This window comes from Psychrobacter sp. I-STPA10 (assembly GCF_021012795.1).
Classification (GTDB): Bacteria; Pseudomonadota; Gammaproteobacteria; order Pseudomonadales; family Moraxellaceae; genus Psychrobacter.
Genome location: NZ_VFYU01000033.1, coordinates 1 through 20,466, shown reverse-complemented (window position 1 = coordinate 20,466; position 20,466 = coordinate 1). Strand labels below are relative to the sequence as shown.

General features: G+C 41.6%; 15 protein-coding genes. 13 read left to right on the top strand and 2 right to left on the bottom strand.

The window, feature by feature from the left end; translation table 11 throughout:
- Positions 1 to 2: 2 nt before the first annotated feature.
- The gene (locus FHK89_RS14705) at positions 3 to 476 is read right to left on the bottom strand and encodes an EVE domain-containing protein (protein WP_230656640.1); all 474 of its coding nucleotides are present in this window, start codon (positions 474 to 476) and stop codon (positions 3 to 5) included.
- A gap of 307 nt (positions 477 to 783) precedes the next feature.
- Between FHK89_RS14705 and hemW the strand changes: the two genes are divergently transcribed.
- On the top strand, positions 784 to 2,082 hold the full coding sequence (gene hemW / locus FHK89_RS14700; RefSeq protein WP_442966553.1) for a radical SAM family heme chaperone HemW: 1,299 nt from the start codon (positions 784 to 786) through the stop codon (positions 2,080 to 2,082).
- A gap of 159 nt (positions 2,083 to 2,241) precedes the next feature.
- Here hemW and FHK89_RS14695 read toward each other — a convergent pair whose 3' ends face one another.
- Positions 2,242 to 2,394 (bottom strand): entericidin A/B family lipoprotein, encoded by a 153-nt coding sequence (locus FHK89_RS14695; RefSeq protein WP_230656644.1) that lies wholly within the window; start codon positions 2,392 to 2,394, stop codon positions 2,242 to 2,244.
- Between the two features lie 167 nt (positions 2,395 to 2,561).
- On the opposite strand from FHK89_RS14695, the gene FHK89_RS14690 reads away from it, so the two are divergent.
- The 12 genes from FHK89_RS14690 (at position 2,562) to FHK89_RS14635 (ending at position 20,093) form a co-directional block, all read left to right on the top strand.
- A complete protein-coding gene (locus tag FHK89_RS14690; protein WP_230656646.1) occupies positions 2,562 to 3,143 on the top strand; it encodes a tRNA (cytidine(34)-2'-O)-methyltransferase in 582 nt (193 codons plus the stop codon).
- Positions 3,144 to 3,249: 106 nt separating this feature from the next.
- Entirely contained in the window at positions 3,250 to 3,693 is a 444-nt protein-coding gene (locus FHK89_RS14685; protein ID WP_230656648.1) for an acyl-CoA thioesterase, read from the top strand.
- A gap of 202 nt (positions 3,694 to 3,895) precedes the next feature.
- Positions 3,896 to 5,653: an AMP-binding protein gene (locus FHK89_RS14680; protein WP_230656650.1), complete on the top strand. Its 1,758-nt coding sequence runs from the start codon at positions 3,896 to 3,898 to the stop codon at positions 5,651 to 5,653.
- A gap of 151 nt (positions 5,654 to 5,804) precedes the next feature.
- Positions 5,805 to 7,550, top strand: a complete 1,746-nt coding sequence (locus FHK89_RS14675; protein WP_230656652.1) for an AMP-binding protein — start codon at positions 5,805 to 5,807, stop codon at positions 7,548 to 7,550.
- A gap of 89 nt (positions 7,551 to 7,639) precedes the next feature.
- Positions 7,640 to 9,262 (top strand): carboxyl transferase domain-containing protein, encoded by a 1,623-nt coding sequence (locus FHK89_RS14670; RefSeq protein WP_230656654.1) that lies wholly within the window; start codon positions 7,640 to 7,642, stop codon positions 9,260 to 9,262.
- Between the two features lie 177 nt (positions 9,263 to 9,439).
- Entirely contained in the window at positions 9,440 to 10,267 is an 828-nt protein-coding gene (locus tag FHK89_RS14665; protein WP_230661759.1) for an enoyl-CoA hydratase/isomerase family protein, read from the top strand.
- Between the two features lie 23 nt (positions 10,268 to 10,290).
- On the top strand, positions 10,291 to 11,139 hold the full coding sequence (locus FHK89_RS14660; RefSeq protein WP_230661757.1) for a hypothetical protein: 849 nt from the start codon (positions 10,291 to 10,293) through the stop codon (positions 11,137 to 11,139).
- Positions 11,140 to 11,255: 116 nt separating this feature from the next.
- Positions 11,256 to 13,478, top strand: a complete 2,223-nt coding sequence (locus tag FHK89_RS14655; RefSeq protein WP_230661755.1) for an acetyl/propionyl/methylcrotonyl-CoA carboxylase subunit alpha — start codon at positions 11,256 to 11,258, stop codon at positions 13,476 to 13,478.
- A gap of 41 nt (positions 13,479 to 13,519) precedes the next feature.
- Entirely contained in the window at positions 13,520 to 14,437 is a 918-nt protein-coding gene (locus tag FHK89_RS14650) for a hydroxymethylglutaryl-CoA lyase (RefSeq protein ID WP_268993075.1), read from the top strand.
- A gap of 28 nt (positions 14,438 to 14,465) precedes the next feature.
- Positions 14,466 to 15,641, top strand: a complete 1,176-nt coding sequence (locus tag FHK89_RS14645) for an isovaleryl-CoA dehydrogenase (RefSeq protein WP_230661753.1) — start codon at positions 14,466 to 14,468, stop codon at positions 15,639 to 15,641.
- Positions 15,642 to 15,928: 287 nt separating this feature from the next.
- Complete coding sequence (yidD, locus tag FHK89_RS14640) at positions 15,929 to 16,831, top strand: membrane protein insertion efficiency factor YidD (protein WP_230661751.1); 903 nt, start codon at positions 15,929 to 15,931, stop codon at positions 16,829 to 16,831.
- Between the two features lie 16 nt (positions 16,832 to 16,847).
- Entirely contained in the window at positions 16,848 to 20,093 is a 3,246-nt protein-coding gene (locus FHK89_RS14635) for an Lcl C-terminal domain-containing protein (RefSeq protein ID WP_230661749.1), read from the top strand.
- Positions 20,094 to 20,466 lie beyond the last annotated feature (373 nt).

Here is a 20,466-nt window from a genome sequence, read left to right as displayed (position 1 = left end):
AATTATAATAATCCTTTTTGTTCTGCCAATTGCATAATCGCTTGCCAATGCTTTACTTGTAATGGCATCACAGAGAGACGAGAGCCTTTTTGGGTTAATAGGCAATCATCAAGTTGTGGCAGTGTTTTTAGCTCAGATAATAATAAAATATCGCTAAAGGCTTGTTCAAATTGCACATCGACCAAATACCAACGTGGGTTATCTTCAGTGGATTTTGGGTCGTAATAGTAACCACATTCTGGGTTAAATTGTGTTGGGTCAGGATAGCCTGTCGAGGCAATGCTCATGATACCAGCAATACCAATTTTCTTCGTATTAGAATGATATAAAAAGGCTTTGTCACCCACTTGCATCGCATCACGCATAAAGTTACGTGCTTGATAGTTGCGCACGCCGTCCCAAGGCTCACACCTCACTTGCTGCAAATCATGGATACTAAATGAGGTGGGTTCTGATTTCATTAACCAGTATTGCATGACTTGCCTCGTGAAGATTGAAAACGTCTTTGTTTTAGTAAATTAGTTAAGCAAACCCTGTAAGCAAAATAGCTTCAATGGTTTAGGTGAGATAACGCAGTTTAAGATACTTAATATATTTACCTTAAGATATTTGGGGGTATTCATAATAGCTGATTCAGCGTATCCTAGCGTTTATTTTTTAATTTACCTATCTTTTTAAGCTTTTTAAGTTAAGCTTTTTAAGTTGTCCATTTTGCTTGGGTGTATGCAAACAGCCCAATGTTTTAACTTTTCGCTATTATAGCAAACCTATCACCAATATATGATGAATATGTACTTAGACAGCCACAAGCCATCACAGCCATACCCATTATCGCATCAGCTTGATATTACTCAGATTCCATTAGCACTTTATATTCATATCCCATGGTGTGTGCGTAAATGTCCCTATTGCGATTTTAACTCGCATCAAATCTCTGCCCCTGACAAAGATTTGTATCATCGTTATGTTACTGCGCTGATGGCAGACATTGACTCGCAGCTGCATTGGTTACAGGGACGACAAATCAGCAGTATTTTTATTGGTGGTGGCACGCCCTCATTATTACCGATTCAGCAGTATCAACGCTTATTTGACTATTTACAAAAGCGTTTGCCCTTTGCTGATGACATAGAAGTGACGATGGAGGCCAATCCTGGTACGCTTGAGCATGCGCCTTTTGCCGAGTATTTAGAAGTAGGTATCAATCGTCTGTCTATTGGGGTACAAAGTTTTGTTCCGCATCATCTTAGTAAGCTTGGGCGTATTCATAATCCACAGCAGGCAGAAAATGCCATTAAAGCGGCTCGGCAGGCAGGGTTTGAGCGTATCAATGTTGATTTGATGTATGGATTGCCGTCACAAACGGTAAGTGAAGCAGTCACTGATTTGCAACAAGCGCATACAGCAGGCGCGACGCATTTATCATGGTATCAGCTTACCATTGAGCCAAATACTGTCTTTTATCGGCAAACCCCTGTATTGCCTGATGAAGACATGCTGGCAGATATTGAGCAAGCAGGGCGAGCACAATTAATAGCGATGGGCTATGATAATTATGAAGTCTCAGCATGGTCAGGGCAGACGGATAAGCCATGTCGTCATAATCTAAACTATTGGCAATTTGGTGATTATTTGGCGATAGGGGCAGGGGCACATGGTAAAATCAGTTTGCAAACAGACAAATGGCAAGCAGAACACTTACAACCTTCACAAGGAATTTATCGTTTTAGCCGTTCACGTCTGCCCAAAGATTATATGAATTTTGATAAAGCACCTAAGCTGGTCGGCTGGCAAGCCATTACTGATGAAGAGATGGCAAGTGAATTTATGATGAATGCTCTACGCTTGACTCAAGGTGTGCCAAAAGCCATGTATGGTGAGCGCACAGGTCAAGATATTGCAGTGATTGAACCAATATTACAACAGTTAATACAGCAAGGATTATTGCTTGAGACAAAAGCTGATGCGCTAGGCAAAAATAAAAAAAATGGGCAATTAGAGATAACACAGGTAGAAACAAACATAGTGGCAACGGCATTGGGTCAGCGTTATCTAAATCATGTGCTGCAAGCTTTTTTGTAGTAGGGTAGGGTCTGTTAAACTTTCACCCCGTTTTCCTATGAAGATGACTGTTCAACAGCACCTACTTTAATAACAAAAAAATACAAAAAAACCTGCCATGTTGACAGGTTTTTTAAGCATTAATAATGCTAATAAAAAGGTTTAGAAGCTCAATTTGGCTTATAACTCTTCTTTAATTTTATCTTCAGTTTTGTCCGCAGTTTTGGTCACGCCATCACCTGCTTTAGAGATGTCTTTACCCAAACCTTTAAAAGTATTACAGCCAGTTAAAACAATCATCGCAGCGATAGAAGCAAGAATAACTTTTTTCATCATTCAATCCTTAATAATAGTATTGTTAAGAGTTAGTAAAACCTAGCTTTTGCCATTTAATTCTGATGACTCATTAGGTTATGATTATCATAGTAAAAATGATAATATCATCAAAGTGATAAAATGTAAGTAATTATAATTATTTGTATTTTAAGGCTGATCATATCATGAATATTCATGTTGTTTTAGTACAACCAAAAATTCCTAGTAATACGGGCAACATCATACGACTTTGTGCCAATGTGGGGGTACAACTGCATCTGGTGAAGCCACTAGGCTTTGATTTAGCAGATAAAAAACTACGCCGCGCAGGACTGGATTATCATGAATATGCCAGTCTTTTAGTGCATGAAAACTGGGCTGAGGCTCGGCAAAGTTTGACTGAGCATGGTTGCCAAAAAATTGTGGCATTAACCACCAAGTTAAGTCGCAGTTTTTATGAATATGACTTTGGGGTATCCCCTAAGCAAGAACAAAGCCCTCAGCAACAAGCAACCATAGCCCCTACAGTCATCACTACTACCGCATTGGTATTTGGCTCGGAGACGGCAGGATTGGCAGAAGAGGTACGCGCTGATATTGGTAGCGATAACTGGCTAAGATTGCCAATGCGTCCTGATTCTCGTAGCCTAAATTTGGCAAATACAGTGGCAATTTGTGTCTATGAGTTATGGCGACAACAAGGTTTTATTGGTGATGTGGGTGCCAGTGTGGGTTATGATGATTTAACCCCTTATGACCCTAAGTAGTTATTGTTAATTATTTTTTACATTAATCGTTATTAATGAGCAACAGCAAGCAGTGATCGTTGAGAGTGGCGTAATTGTAACAAGGTATATAACAAGGGAATAGAAAATGAATGACAAAATATTTGCGACTGGGCGTAGCGCAGTACATAGTTGGCAGTGTGACCACATGGGGCATGTCAATATTCGTACTTATAATGACATGTTTGAAGAATCCATTTGGCATGCGTTCAATCATATAGGCATTACCCCCAGTGTATTGCGCCAAGGTGAGATTGCGATGGCGACGGTTGAACAAAATCTGCGTTATTTTAAAGAGTTGTTGGCAGGTGATGTGGTTTATATTGAGTCTTATATTGATAAGGTCAGTAAAAAATCAGTGACTGTGGTGCAGGATATGTATAACGCTGAAACCAATGAGCGTTGTGCAAGTTGTAGCATTACGGCGGTTTGTATTGACCCTATCATGCGTAAGTCTCGCTCTTTTCCTGCTGATATTTATGCCAATGCCATGAATTTAGTTGATGCCCCCATCTCAGGTAATGCCTCTTAATATGTAAATATCATTAGATGATACGATTTGTATCGTTATTATAAAGTTAGTGATTGACAGTGCCAATTAATGAGAGTTATATTAAAGTCATATACAAGGAGTATGATATGTTTTTGGTAGAGTATCATTAGGATATTCAGACTAAAGGCGTATTCTAGCTAGTATCAATTCATAAATAGAATATAAATTGAAAGGATTCATGATGACTGCCAAACTTTCTACTAATAACATCTTAGAGACACTCACCCATATCAATATGGGCGCAAAGTCTGCCAACGCACCTCTCACCATGAGCCATGATAAAGGCCCACAAGTGCCTTTGATTGAGGCGACCATTGGTGATTTTTTTGATGCCATTTGTGACAAATACCCTGAGCGTGAAGCCTTGGTGGTGCGTCAGCAAAACATTCGCTGGACGTATCGGCAGCTGCAACGCAAGGTCAATCAGCTTGCCAGTGCCATGATTGAGATGGGGCTTGAGGTGGGCGACCGTTTGGGCATTTGGTCACACAACAATGCAGAATGGCTGTTGCTACAGCTTGCTACTGCAAAGGTTGGGGTGATTTTGGTGAATATTAACCCTGCTTATCGCACCTTTGAGTTGCAATATGCGTTAAATAAATTGGGCTGTTCGGTATTGGTGCTGATGCGTCACTTTAAGAGCAGTGATTATGCACAGCTTATCCGTGAGCTATGCCCTGAGATTTATCACAAGCCATATCATCAACTTGATTTGGTAGAAATTCCGACCGTTGAGCGTATTATCTGGATTGATGAGCCAGATACTGATGAAACCTTTGGCTTTATGCAGAAGTTTTCTAATTGGCTTGCTGAAGGCGATGCCGATGACCCCCGAGTGGCTGCGCGTCAAGCAACCCTTAAAAATACCGACCCGATTAACGTACAATTTACCAGTGGCACAACTGGCACACCGAAAGGGGCAACACTGACTCACCGCAATATTTTAAATAACGGCTATTTCATCGGTGAGGCGATGAACCTAACCCATGAAGACAGGCTATGTATTCCTGTGCCGTTATATCACTGCTTTGGTATGGTGCTGGGCAATTTGGCGGTGCTGACCCATGGCGGTTGTATGGTTTATCCAAATGATGGTTTTGACCCATTAACCGTATTGCAAACGGTTGAAGAAGAGAAGTGTACAGGTTTGCATGGTGTGCCAACCATGTTTATTGCTGAGCTTGACCACCCTGATTTTAAACAATACGATTTGTCCAGTTTGCGTACAGGGATTATGGCAGGCTCAAGCTGCCCGATTGAGGTGATGCGTCGGGTGATTAATGAGATGCACATGAATGAGGTTACCATCGCTTATGGTATGACCGAAACCAGCCCTGTGTCTTGCCAGACCAACGAGCATACTCCATTAGAGAAGCAAGTCTCGACCGTGGGCTTGGTACAACCTAATATTGAGGTGAAAATTGTTGATACCGAAACAGGCGAAGTTGTGCCGATTGGAGAAACAGGTGAGCTATTAACTCGCGGCTATTCGGTGATGAAAGGCTATTGGGGCAGTCGCTTTAAGACCAAAGAGGCAATCCAAGATGGCTGGATGCACACAGGCGATTTGGCAATCATGGACGAAGAAGGCTATATTAAAATTGTTGGACGTAGTAAGGATATGGTTATTCGCGGTGGTGAGAATATCTATCCTGTGGAGATTGAAAACTATCTATACCGCCATCCAAAAATCCGTGATGTGCAGATTGTCGGTGTCCCAGATGACCATTATGGCGAAGTATTAGCAGCGTGGATTATCGCTAAAAAAGATGCTGAGCTGACCGAAGAGGAGGTTAAGCAATTCTGCCGTGATAACATTGCCCATTATAAAGTGCCAAAATATTATCGCTTTGTTGAGGAATATCCGATGACCATCACTGGCAAAATTCAAAAATTCAAAATTGTTGAGGCAATGAAAGAAGAATTAGGACTTTCCTAGGCTAAGGGGCTAAGGTTGGTTTGTATAGAGTTAGAAATCACTTGCCGCTAAACTTTCCTATCATGGAAAGGTTAAGGAGAGTTTGGTTGCAGTGATAAAGTGGTAGATTTGTCAAGTTGCAAAGAGCAAAAAAGTATTGAAAGGATTTATAATGGCAGAGACTATATTTATTGATGACATTGCTAGCGTGGAAATGGGTGCAAAATCAGCGAATACGCCACTAAAAATGAGCCATGATAAAGGCCCTAAAATACCCCTCATTGAAGCCACTATTGGCGATTTTTTTGATGCTATTTGTGACAAATATCCTGAACATGAAGCACTGGTTTCTTGTCATCAAGGTATTCGCTGGACATATCAGCAGCTACAAGAGAAAGTCAATCAACTAGCTAGCGCTATGATAGAAATGGGGCTTGAAGTAGGTGACCGTTTGGGTATCTGGTCGCATAATAATGCTGAATGGCTACTGGTACAGTTGGCGACTGCAAAAATTGGCGTTATCTTAGTTAATATTAATCCAGCCTATCGCAGCTTTGAGCTGCAATATGCCCTTAACAAGTTAGGCTGTTCTACCCTAGTATTGATGCGCCATTTTAAAACCAGTGATTATGCAAAAATTATCCATGAGCTTTGCCCTGAGATTTATCACAAAGATTATAAGCAGTTGGATCTAGTTGAGATTCCTACCATTGAGCGTATCATTTGGATTGATGAGGCTGATACAGATGAAACGTTTAACTTTATGCAAAAGTTTTCTGAATGGATAGCAGAAGGTGATGCCAATGACCCCCGAGTTGCCGAGCGTCAAGCAAGATTAAAAAATACTGACCCAATTAATGTGCAGTTTACCAGTGGGACGACAGGTACACCCAAAGGGGCAACCCTGACCCATCGTAATATCTTGAATAATGGGTATTTTACTGCTGAGACACTGGGTTTTACTCATAAGGATCGACTATGCTTACCACTGCCGTTATATCACTGCTTTGCGATGGTGCTTGGTAATATTGCGACGTTTACTCATGGTGGGTGCTTGGTCTATCCTAGTGAAGCTTTTGATGCAGTTAGTGTGATGCAGGCGATTGAACAAGAGCGTTGCACAGCCATGCATGCAGTACCAACGATGTTTATTGCTATGCTTGATCATTCAGACTTTGAGCAATATGATTTGTCATCATTGCGTACTGGTATTATGGGGGGATCGAGCTGTCCGATTGAGCTGATGCGCCGAGTTATGAGTGACATGCATATGAGTGAGATTACCATTGCTTATGGTATGACAGAAACCAGTCCTTTATCTTGTCAAACCACCAAGCATGTATCGATAGAAAGAAGAGTCTCAACTGTTGGCTTAGTTCAGCCAAATATAGAAATCAAAATTGTCGATACGCAGACGGGTGAAGTTGTACCGATTGGAGAGACAGGAGAAGTGTTAACGCGTGGTTATTCAGTGATGAAAGGTTATTGGGGTAGCCGTTTTAAGACCAAGCAGGCTGTTCAAGATGGCTGGATGCACACTGGCGATTTAGGTGTTATGGACGAAGAGGGATTTATTAAAATCGTCGGACGTAGTAAAGATATGGTGATTCGTGGGGGTGAGAACATCTATCCTGTAGAAATTGAAAACTATCTATATCGTCATCCGAAAATTCGTGATGTACAAGTTGTTGGTGTACCAGATGACCATTATGGCGAAGTATTGGCTGCATGGATTATTCCCAAAAAAGGTGTCACATTGACGCAAGAGGAAGTGCAGCAGTTTTGCCGTGATAACATTGCTCATTATAAAGTACCAAAATATTATCGCTTTGTTGAAGCGTACCCAATGACAGTCACTGGCAAGATTCAAAAGTATAAAATTACTGAGATGATGAAACAAGAGTTGGGGATAAAATAGGGTTTTTAAATTTATCTCTGCTCAAACTTGATCCAAGACTTAATACTATTAACCCGATTACATCAATTAAATAAAGAAAAAGAGCATTTATGACTTCTGTAATTACCAGCAAATTGAGTGTTAATTCTGCCGAATTTGGGCAAAATGCGGCTGCCATGCAAGCGGTGGTTGATGATTTATATGCACATCTAAAAACCATTGCTGTTGGTGGCTCAGAGCGGGCAAGGGCAAAACATCTGGCTCGCGGCAAATTATTGCCCCGTGAGCGGGTTGAGCAATTGCTCGATGCGGGCACGCCATTTTTAGAAATCTCGCCGATGGCAGCATTTAATATGTACGATGCTGATATTCCTGCGGCAGGGCTGATTGCTGGTATTGGGCGTATTGCAGGTGTCGAGTGTATGATTGTGTGTAATGATGCCACGGTTAAAGGTGGTACTTATTATCCAATGACAGTGAAAAAACACCTGCGAGCACAAGAGATTGCTAAAGAAAATAACTTGCCATGTGTCTATTTGGTGGATTCAGGGGGAGCAAACTTACCCAACCAAGACGAAGTATTCCCTGATAAAGAGCATTTTGGACGTATCTTTTTTAACCAAGCCAATATGTCAGCAGCAGGTATACCACAAATTGCGGTGGTGATGGGTAGCTGTACCGCGGGTGGGGCGTATGTGCCAGCGATGAGTGACGAGTCGATTATTGTCAAAGAGCAAGGCACCATCTTTTTGGGAGGGCCACCACTGGTCAAAGCTGCCACAGGTGAGGAAGTCAGTGCTGAGGATTTAGGTGGTGGTGATGTGCATACCCGCTTGTCGGGTGTGGTCGATTATTTGGCACAAAATGATGCGCACGCATTGTCATTAGCACGAGATATTGTGGCTAATTTAAATCGTCCTACCAAGCAGACTGTCAATCAAACTTTTAACCAAATCAGCCCCCGTCCACCTAAGTATGATGCCAAAGAGCTATACGGCATCATTCCCACCGATACTCGCAAACCGTTTGATATTCGTGAAATTATTGCTCGTATTGTCGATGCCAGTGAGTTTGATGAGTTTAAAGCACGTTTTGGTACGACGTTGGTATGTGGCTTTGCCCATATTGAAGGTATGAAAGTGGGTATCATTGCCAATAATGGTATTTTGTTTAGTGAGTCAGCACAAAAAGGCACTCATTTTATTGAGCTGTGTTGTAAGCGCAAAATTCCGTTGGTATTTTTGCAAAACATCACGGGCTTTATGGTCGGGCGTAAATATGAAAATGAGGGCATCGCTCGCCATGGGGCAAAAATGGTGATGGCGGTGGCAAATGCCAATGTACCGAAGTTTACAGTGATCGTTGGTGGCTCATTTGGGGCAGGCAACTATGGTATGTGTGGACGTGCGTATAGCCCTCGCTTTTTGTGGATGTGGCCCAATGCCCGTATTTCAGTGATGGGGGGTGAGCAGGCTGCCTCCGTATTGGCAACGGTAAAACGCGATAATTTTGAGCGTAAAGGCGAGACTTGGAGTATGGAGGACGAAGAAGCCTTTAAAGCCCCCATTCGTGAGCAGTACGAAGCTCAAGGACACCCATATTATGCCACGGCTCGCTTATGGGACGATGGCATCATTGACCCTGCCGATACCAGACAAGTATTGGCGTTGGGGTTAAGTGTCGCTTATAACGCGCCAATTGACGATACCACGTATGGTATTTTTAGAATGTAAAGTTAATATATCTTACTCACAACTTTAACTCCCTCCTAGCCGCTCCCTTATTTTAAGGGCAGGGTTTGGGTGGGGTCATATATGACCTTAGAAAATTAAGTTGAGAGTGAGGTGTTAGGGTATAAATTTAGGGTGTAAAAGTAGCAATATAAAAGGGCATAAAAAAGAGAATCTATTATGAGTAATCAGCAAAGCAATTATAAAAATAAAAACAGTTATCAGGGGTTGAATACATTATTGGTCACTATTGACAATCAGGTGGCAACGGTGACCCTAAATCGTCCTGACAAACGCAATGCTTTTAATGATGAAGTCATTGCTGAGTTGCAGCAAGTCTTTAGTCAGTTAGGCACAGACACTCAAGTGCGAGCCATTGTATTAACAGGGGCAGGCAAGGCATTTTGTGCAGGGGCAGATTTAAACTGGATGCGAGCAATGGCAGACTATGACCACAGTGAAAACCTTGCCGATGCAAATAAACTGGCACAGATGCTTAGCACCATTTACCATTGTCCTAAGCCCACAGTGGCTGCCATTCAAGGTGATGTCTATGCAGGTGGTGTTGGACTGGTCGCAGTTTGTGATGTGGCAATCGCTGTGAAAACTGCCAGCTTTTGCTTAAGTGAGGTGCGTTTGGGTTTAGTACCTGCTACCATTAGCCCTTATGTGGTACAAGCGATGGGCGTACGTGCTGCCAGACGTTACTTTTTGACCGCAGAAGTATTTGATGCCAAAGAAGCAAGGCGGATTGGTTTAATTCATGAGCGAGTTAGTGAAGAAGAGTTACAAGATGTGGTTGCTAATATTGGCCAAAAACTGTGCAAAGTAAGCCCTAATGCAGTGAGTGTGTGTAAAAAACTGCTCGATGAGGTGGCTTATCAAGATATTGATGAGTCATTGATACAGTATACCGTAGAAGGCATTGCTGATATTCGTGCCTCTGATGAAGGAAAAGAGGGCGTACAGGCGTTTTTGCAAAAGCGTAAGCCAGATTGGTTGGGATAGATATAGATAAGGCAAATTTATATATGAAATACTCAAAAAATGTTAGTTATTTGCTGATATCGTTAGCATTATTGGCAACTAGCCATGTAGTGCAAGCTGAGCCAACGCCATCTGAAAAACTACCCACCGAGGCGGTGACAAAAATTGAGCAGATTTTGACTCAATATTATGGCAATGATTATGATAATCAGCATCAATGTTTGCGATATACCTATAAATACACCACAGATTATGGCACTACTTATCAAGATAGATATTGCATGAAGATTGATAGCATCACCCAAAAAACAGTCAATGGTGAGCCTATTCTGTATATGATGGTATCAAGTGACATGGTCGAAGATGACGAGCAGCCTATAGGACATGTCAGTCAAGGATTGGATGGCTTATTTATATTAGGTCAACAGCCAACTAATGGTCAATGGCGCTTGTCTGCCAGTACCCCTTATATTCCCAATGGACAATGGGGCAAGTCACAAATGAGTATGAGTAATGGTGATGATGGCTTTAAGTTGGTGGCTGTGGGAGCCGATAAATTTGGCTGGGTTGGTGAGTTTTATGGCTCAGGAGCAGGTGGAGAAAGCAGCAGTCAATGGGTGATGTATGCACCGATTGGCAATAAAATTCAAGACGTTGCTGAATTGGAGCTTAGCCACAGTTATATGGGATATGAAGAGTGGACAGAAACGGAAGGTAACGTCAAAATATTAGATACAAGTAAAATGAGTAATGGTTTTTATCCATTACGAGTGAACTTGATTCATCAGGTGACCCCAGCCATTGAGGGTGAGCCAGTAGAGTCAAAAACGACGACAACCCGAGAAAGCTATTGGTTAACATTTGATGCACACAGTAATAAGTATGTACGTTAATACCTCGACTCAGTTATAAATTTAAGTAGAAATAAGTAGAAAGTTGTTTAAATAGCCAAATAAGTCGCAATATATTTATTTAGCCAAAACAAGGTCTAGCCAAAACAAGGAAGGTTATGTTTTCAAAAATCTTAATTGCCAATCGTGGAGAAATTGCTTGCCGTGTGGCAGCCACTGCCAAACGCATGGGTATTCGTACCGTAGCGGTGTACTCAGATGCTGACCGTGATGCCAAGCATGTTAGTGTCTGTGATGAAGCTGTTTATTTGGGTGGCTCATCGCCCAAAGACAGCTATCTGCGAGGCGATGCCATTATTGAGATTGCCAAACAAACCAATGCCGAAGCCATTCACCCCGGCTATGGATTTTTAAGTGAAAATGATGCCTTTGCTCAAGCTTGTGAAGATGCAGGTATTGCTTTTATTGGGCCTCCAGCTTCGGCAATTACGGCGATGGGGCTAAAAGCTGAGTCGAAACGGTTGATGGAGCAAGCCCAAGTACCGCTTATCCCCGGTTATCATGGTGAGAATCAAGATCCTGAATTTTTGCATCAGCAAGCTGACCAGATTGGCTATCCTGTACTTATCAAAGCCAGCTCAGGCGGTGGTGGTAAAGGTATGCGACTGGTTGAACGTAGTGAAGATTTTATTAGCTTGCTAGACTCATGTCGCCGTGAAGCCATTACCAGTTTTGGCAATGACAGTGTATTGATTGAAAAATACGCCCTAAAACCTCGTCATATTGAAATTCAAGTCTTTGGTGACAAACATGGTAACTATGTACATTTATTTGAACGTGATTGCTCGGTGCAGCGTCGGCATCAAAAGGTACTAGAAGAAGCACCTGCTCCTGATGTTGATGAGCAGATGCGTCAAGCAATGGGGCAAGCTGCCATTAATGCTGCACAAGCGGTTAACTATGTCGGTGCTGGTACGGTAGAATTTATCGTTGAGCAGCGTCAAGGGCAGATGAGCTTTTATTTTATGGAGATGAACACCCGCTTGCAGGTGGAGCACCCTGTCACCGAAGCCATCACAGGGGTGGACTTGGTCGAGTGGCAATTGCGAGTGGCAGCAGGTGAACCATTGCCCAAGCGTCAAGATGAGCTAACAATTAATGGTCATGCTATCGAAGCGCGTATCTGTGCCGAAAACCCTGACAATCAATTTTTACCTGCCACAGGCACGCTATTTACCTATCAAAAACCTGAACATCAAAGTTTCGCCATTGCTGATGTGCGTATAGACGATGGTGTCGGTGAGGGTGATGTGATTAGCCCCTTTTATGATTCGATGATTGCCAAATTGATTGTCCATGCCCCCAGTCGTGAGCAAGCCCTAGCCAAACTTGACCAAGCATTAGCTCAGACTCGTATTGTCGGGCTGCCTAATAATGTGGCATTTTTGCGTCATATCTTAGCAACCGAGTCTTTTTCACAAGCCAACTTAGACACTGCACTGATTGAGCGAGAAAAACAGCACTTGTTCCATCAGCAACGTTTGTCTTTACCATTATTGGTGACAACTGCCATTAGCCAAAAACTTGCCAGCGAATGTAGCGGTCAATCTGGTAGACAAGCGACTGGATACAGCAATGACCCATTTAGCAAACAGTCAGGCTGGCGGGCATATACCCCGTATCAACGTCATTTCCAATTGATTGTTGAAGATTATCAGGGCGATTTACAAGATGACCAAAATGCTCAAAGTAGCAATAAGGAATTAATATTAACTGCAACCCTTAGTAACTGGCAACCTAAAGATAACACCACTGCTGATATTCAAGAACAAGGTCAAAGTCAAGGTCGATTTACCCTAAGCATTTATCAAAATCAGGCGTTAGATGGCGACGAGAAAGAGGATGGTCAGCAAAAAGCCAGTCAGCAAAAAAACAATGAGCCACTATATACAGGGCAGGTTGAGTATCAAAATCAAGATAAACATACCCATATCTTATGGCTTGATGGCATACGCCAAAGCGTGCAAAGTTGGCAACACCCAAGTAGTGCAAATGCCTCTCATAATGGCGAAAATATCGCTGTATTTACCGATAATGGTAGCGGACATATTATCCTGATTGACCCAAGAGCCAATACAGGTGAAGAAGCTCAAGCAGGCGGTAGCCTAAAATCTCCCATGCCGGGGCAAGTGGTTGCCTTTAAAGTTGCAGTGGGGGATAGCGTTAAACAAGGTGAGCCATTAGCCGTTATCGAAGCGATGAAAATCGAACATACCATCACTGCCCCAAGCGATGGCGTGGTCGCCGAGCTGTTATTTGCGGCAGGTGACCTTGTTGCCGATGGCGATGAATTATTACGCTTGACTCCGATTGATGACTAAGTTGCCAATTTTTAACCATCGCAAGGTATAAGGATATTGCCATGAGCATAGACTACCCCCAGCAAGTCACCATTATTGATGTGGGTGCAAGAGACGGCTTACAAAACGAAAAACAGCCCGTCCCCACAGAAGTCAAACTACAGCTTATTGATGGTTTGATTGATGCAGGTATCAAAAAACTCGAAGCCACCAGCTTTGTCTCGCCCAAATGGGTACCCCAAATGGCAGATAACAGCGACATCATGGCACACATTGCCCAAAACCGCCGTGACGATGTTTGCTATTCCGTACTCGTACCCAATATGCGCGGCTTTGACAATGCTGTCGCCTATCGCCCCGATGAAGTGGTGATTTTTGCTTCAGCCAGTGAAGCCTTTAGCCAAAAAAACCTCAACTGTAGCATTGCTGAAAGCATTGAGCGTTTTGCCCCCGTTGCTGCCGCTGCTAAAGCCCAAGGCTTTAAAGTACGAGGTGTTATCTCTTGTACGGTGGGTTGTCCTTATGAAGGTGAGGTTACCCCCAGTCAAGTTGCTACTGTCTGTAAACAACTGATTGACATTGGTGCAGAGCATTTGGGCATTGCCGATACCATTGGCGTTGGCACCCCCATCAAAGTACAAAACGCCCTAAAAGCCGCCTTTGATTATATTGATGTTGCCAACATCTCAGGGCATTTTCACGACACCTACGGGCAAGCCCTCGCTAATACCCTTGCCGCCTTACAGCTAGGCGTCAGTCAGTTTGACACCTCAGTTGCTGGTTTGGGTGGGTGTCCCTATGCCAAAGGGGCAACGGGTAATGTCGCCACCGAAGATGTCGTCTATATGCTGCACGGCATGGATATCGAAACAGGCATCGACCTTGACAAACTGGTCAGCGTTGGCGAGCGAATCAGTGAATTTTTAGGCAGAGACAATGGCTCACGAGTCGCCCGAGCTTTAATTAATAAACGTAAATAAAAATACTACCCAACACAAGGAAATACTTATGAACTTAGGATTAGACTACCAACTTGGTGACGACATTAACGCCCTACGAGACAGCGTACGTAGCTTTGCAGACAGTGAAATTGCCCCCCGAGCTGCCGAAATTGACAGCAGTGACCAATTCCCAATGGACTTATGGCAAAAAATGGGCGATTTAGGTCTGCATGGTATCACCGTTCCTGAGCAATATGGCGGAGTGGACATGGGCTATGTTGCCCACATGGTCGCCATGGAAGAGATTAGCCGAGCCTCTGCCTCAGTTGCCTTAAGTTATGGGGCTCACTCAAACCTCTGCGTTAACCAAATCAAACGTAATGGCGATGATGCGCAAAAACAAAAGTTTTTGCCCAAGCTGATTAGTGGTGAATTTATCGGTGCGTTAGCAATGAGTGAACCTGGTGCGGGTTCAGATGTGACCAGTATGAAGCTAAAAGCGACCCAAGCTGATGGTGGTTATGTATTAAACGGTACCAAAATGTGGATTACCAATGGTCCTGATGCAGACGTAATGGTCGTCTATGCCAAAACTGACCCTGAGCTTGGGGCAAAAGGTATCACCGCCTTTTTGGTCGAAAAAGGCATGGAAGGCTTTGGCACGGCACAAAAGCTTGACAAACTGGGTATGCGGGGTAGTCACACTGGCGAGATGACCTTTGAAAATGTCTTTGTTCCCGATAAAAATATCCTAGGTGGTTTAAACAATGGCGTTAAAGTATTGATGAGTGGTTTGGATTATGAGCGTGCGGTATTGGCGGCAGGTCCTGTTGGTATCATGCAAGCAGTGATGGATAATGTCATTCCATATATTCATGACCGTAAGCAATTTGGGCAGTCTATTGGTGAGTTTCAGCTTATCCAGGGCAAAGTGGCGGATATGTATACCGTCTTGCAGGCAGGACGCAGCTATTTATACACTGTCGGCAAAAACCTTGACCAGCTTGGGGCAGGACATAGCCGTCAAGTGCGTAAAGACTGTGCCAGTGTTATCTTATGGTGTGCCGAAAAAGCCACTTGGATGGCAGGTGAGGGCATCCAAATCTTTGGTGGCAATGGCTATACCAACGAATATCCACTTGGTCGCCTATGGCGTGATGCTAAGCTGTATGAGATTGGTGCAGGTACAAGCGAAATCCGCCGTATGCTCATTGGGCGTGAGCTATTTAATGAGACCAAATAGATAGCAATAGATAGATTTCATCTTATTAAGTTAACACTAAAAAACCCGACTTTATGGTCGGGTTTTTTTATATTTATTGTTCACTTAATATTTAAAAAAATAGCAATTTATACCCAATGAATTTTATAGAAAATTTTTTTTCTAAATATTTCATTTGGTTATGAAATATAGTGAAAAGTGTCCGACTATTCGGACAGATTTTTGTTTATTTTTATGGTATAAAAGATACATAAGTTAAATTTTTATACATTTTATATATAAATTAGTAAATATAAGGATACAAGGAAATGAGTAGAAAGAGATTATTGCCTCAAGTCACCTTGAGTCAGCAGGATAAAGATCAGGTGCAAATGAAGAAAAGAGACCATTTGTTGAGTGCATCACTAGCATGGCTACTTTTACCTCTGCTAATGGCAGTGATTGATTGGTATCAAAAACACATATCACCACGTAAGCAGTACCAGTGCGCCCATACTCAGAAAGGGGAGTTAAGCTGTTCTGCCCATGCAAAACAAGTGTTGCAGTCAGAATCATTTAATGTTGCCGTCAGTCAAATTTTGGCTCGTCGCCAAGCGTGTCAATATCTGGCTTATGAGCATGGTTTTAGTTATCGTCAGGCATATATGAAATCGGGTGTGGCAGTCGTGACATTGATGATGGTTACGGGGTGCTGTACAGGGAGTGAATGTAAGGATGATACAACTGAAGTTGAACATACCAAGCCAGTAGAAGTGCCAATCAAGATTGCAGTGGCAAAAGAGATATTACCTGCTAATGATACGGGATATACAGTGATTGCGAATGGTGAGGCGAAGGCTTTGGTATCACCTGTGGTTGAGATGGCGGAAAAAAATGACGCTTTGGATGTTGTTGGAGTGAGTAATGAGTCTGGAGAACCTTTTTTAATGGCTTGGAAGCATCCTAATACTACTAATCTGACTGTGGATGTGGAATCTAGTGCGGTGGTATTTTTTCTTAGAAGACCACAACTTGCTGGGGTGACATTTACTAATACTAAAGCAGTTGAAGCAAGAGTTAGAGCGCATGAACATTTTCCAAAATTAGTGGCGTTACTAGAGAGTGAAATTAAAGATAGTCCTTGTCCTTTAGACCCGTTTTGTTCAACTGAAGCCATGGTTCTATCAGATGAAATGTACGATAGTATGAATTTTGACGATTTGATTCAATAAAATAGGGATAGCCATCATGAAAAAAACATATATATCAGCTTGTATTGCCTTGAGTGTCTTGGTTACTAGCAATACTTTTGCAGTTGAGTCTTCTACACAGATTAGTGACGCCATGACTTTAACCTTAGATGATAAAAAACTGACTGTTGATAATCATTATTTGACTTATCATTTGATAAGAGGGGTTAATTCACAAACAGGAAAAGAGGGTGATTATCGTCTTATTAGTCCTAATGAGCAATGGGTTAGCTTTAAGGTGGATTGGGATAAAATAAAATGGAATGGTTATTTCCCAGACTTAGAAAATATTGAAGATTTTGATATAACTAACCGTTTAAGCTCAAAAAAAACAACAATTATTAATATAGATACTGCTTTATACCCACCTCATACAGACTGGCAGAACTCAAAGTTAAGAGTACACGGTGGTGGTTTGAATGATATCTTTGCTAATACTAATTCGCCACAAGAAAAATATGATCGAGTTGGATTGTTATTCTTAAATTCATTAAAGTTTATGTCATTAACCACGGAAGCTTTGACGGGTCGGGATAATTATACAAAAGCAAGTGGTGCAAAGCTTAATAAACAGTTTCAGCAATATAAAGAACTAGCTAAATTAGCCAAAGATTCTAAAAAAGTATTGAATGATATTCAAATACTTTTAGTTATTAGTGAAGCATATATTGATGAAGTAGAGAAATATGCTGCGGCAGTGGGAGTTGACCCAAATACTGACCCTAACTTTGCACCGCTTTATAAAAACTTTAAACAAACTAAAACAATGTATGATGAAATAGCTAAGTCAATTAATTATGTTGCCAATGTAAGTGAGGAAAAAAAGCAGTTAAAACAGACCATTGCTGTGCAATACCAAAAGGCAATGGCAAAAAGTGGTAGAAAGGTAGTAGGAAATGTATTTTCGGCTGTTGAAAAAGAGTTTGCTAAAGACTACAAAAATGCTAAGACTGAGCAAGAAAAAAAGAAGATTTTTCTTACTAATATTGTCGGTAATCTAAATAAGTCTATTTTTAAATATAAAGAAAATTATATAAAGCATACGGGCAGTAAAGAGGAGCAAATTAGATTAAGAAGGAATTTGGCTATTGGAAATGGATTACTGACGGTAAGCTATATTTTCTTAGTGTGGGATAGTGATTCATTTAAAAAGAAGCTTAAGGAAGATCCAGAATCTGTGGTACAAGCTTTGATGCGTATTTCTATTGGCGCTGTCACTTCGTCGCTCAGTGTTGATGATACTGAAAAGGCTGTCAAAAACTGGTATCAAAGAATGGCAGAAATTGATGGACGTAGCACACAGATGCATCGCCTAAGAGGAATATTAAAAGAGGGTAAAAAAGCTATAATTGCAGTACAAATAACAAATACAATCATGAATAAAGTATTACCATTTTTATGGGATATTGGATTTGCTCCCAGTGCATTAGAGACCAAAATAACGGATGGAAAGATAAAGACATATCCAAATGCGGATGTCTTTATGCAGGTGAACTCTATAGATGCTCAAGGTAAGATGCAGGTTTTATCTTATTTTATGAATCAAGATAAAACCATAGAGGTAGAGCCAAATACTAAGATAGTCATGGGTGTAAAAATAGAACGTCCTGTTATATTTTCGCAATTTGCACCATGGAAGCAAAATTCGCTTATTTTCTCTAGTGTCTTGCAAAAAGTAACTATTATTGAGTCTGGTAAATCTCTGACGAATTTTGCATCAACAGCTTTATGTCTTAGAAAAATTGTACCCAAACCAACAGGATATGCAGATTTTTCTCTACATAAAGCAGGTATCCAGTCAGCTAATCAAACTACATTACCAATAGTCGCAGATGGTAGCAATAGTTTAGGCAATGCTTGTAATGTAGGTACTGTCTGGGGTAAGCCATGGTATAAAGAAACAGCCTATGATTACCAAATAGCAGATCAATATTTACTAAATAATAAAACTTCAACTCCCTTTACAAAATATTATTTTAATATTCCTGCCAAAGTTGAGAATGCCAGACCTATTATTGTGACTTCACAAGGTTTTGATAACGATTTTCAAACTTATACCATTAAGTTTATTCCATTAAAAACGAATATTAACAAAGTCTATCTATCCAACCCAAATCCCACACCGAATGAAGTATTTAGAATTACTATTGAAGGTATTGGGCTATCTAATAACGCTTATCGTCTAACTGGTTGTTATCAACAAAAAGCCATTGTGAAGTCAGATACCAAACATATCTATGAATGTACAGCACCAGATAAAGAAAAATCAGTGAAATATAGTATTGAGACAGTTACTGGTAAAGTGTTATATCAGGGAGCTTATCAGATGGAGTTCTCCTTGGGTAACTATGATTTGCCTAAAACCATTCAGACTGGTGAATTATTCAAGCTAAAATTAAAAAACACCCACGCCAATGCTTGTTTTACAGGATATAACATTAATTGGGGTGATGGAAACTTGCAACAGACAAAAACGGTGAGCAATAGCTGTCTTAGTGTAGATGCACTGCCTACGCATGTTTATAGCAAAGCGGGTCGATATGATGTGAAGCCAGTTTTGATAAGTCGTGATGGACGCAAATTAACCACCACTCAAAATTTGATAGTGACTAAAAAACAAGTCACCACCTCCAAACTCACTGCCACAGGCATTACATTATGTGGTAATGCTGATAAAAACATGCTTGAATGTAGCCTACAAGCCTTAGGTAAGGACTGGTTTGGTCTGGGTCAAGATGGCGAAATACAAGCAGGTCAATCAATGGAGTATGAAGTATTAACTCGCAATGGTGAAACCTGTGTCAAAGATAAGGTAACAGGGCTTATCTGGGAGCAGAAAACCGATGATGGTGGCTTAAGGGATAAAGACAATACCTATACATGGTATAACCCTGATAGTAGCAAAAATGGTGGTCATGCAGGCACACAAAACGGCGGTGTTTGTACAGGCTCTGGCTGTGATACCCAAGCTTATATCCAAGCACTAAATAATGCCAACTACTGTGGCTATAGTGATTGGCGACTACCAAAACGTGAGGAGTTACGCAGTATTGTAGATTATGGGCGTTATAATCCTGCTGTTGATACTACAGTTTTTCCTAATACACAGTCTAGCTACTATTGGTCGTCCTCGCCTGTTGTTAACTTTAGTGGCTATGCGTGGGACGTGTACTTCTATCATGGTGGCGCTTACGGCTACGATAAGGGCAATAATGATTATGTGCGTGCCGTGCGGTCAAAATAGGCTTTTTGGTTTTTTGTCATTGGTTAAATAATTGATATTTGGCTGGGTAATAAAGATAGCCAGCCAATCCTTCTTCCCACAAGGAAGGCTTAGAATTATCAATAATTGAGTAGGTTGGGAATTATCTCAGCAAACCACCCCCCTTGCGGAGCAGTGCTCCTCACCTGCCTTAAAAAGGAGGGGGGACGTAATTTTTAAGATTGGGGGATAGAGCTAGATTGTGGAATACAGTTATCACTATTCCCCCACCTAACCTCCCCCTGAGGGGGAGGAACAGCACTTTTCAGGTTTTGTTTATAAGGGCAAAGCTAGAATACTTTTAAAAGTTATGCAGGATATAGCTCCCCTCCCTTAGGGAGGGGCTGGGGGAGGG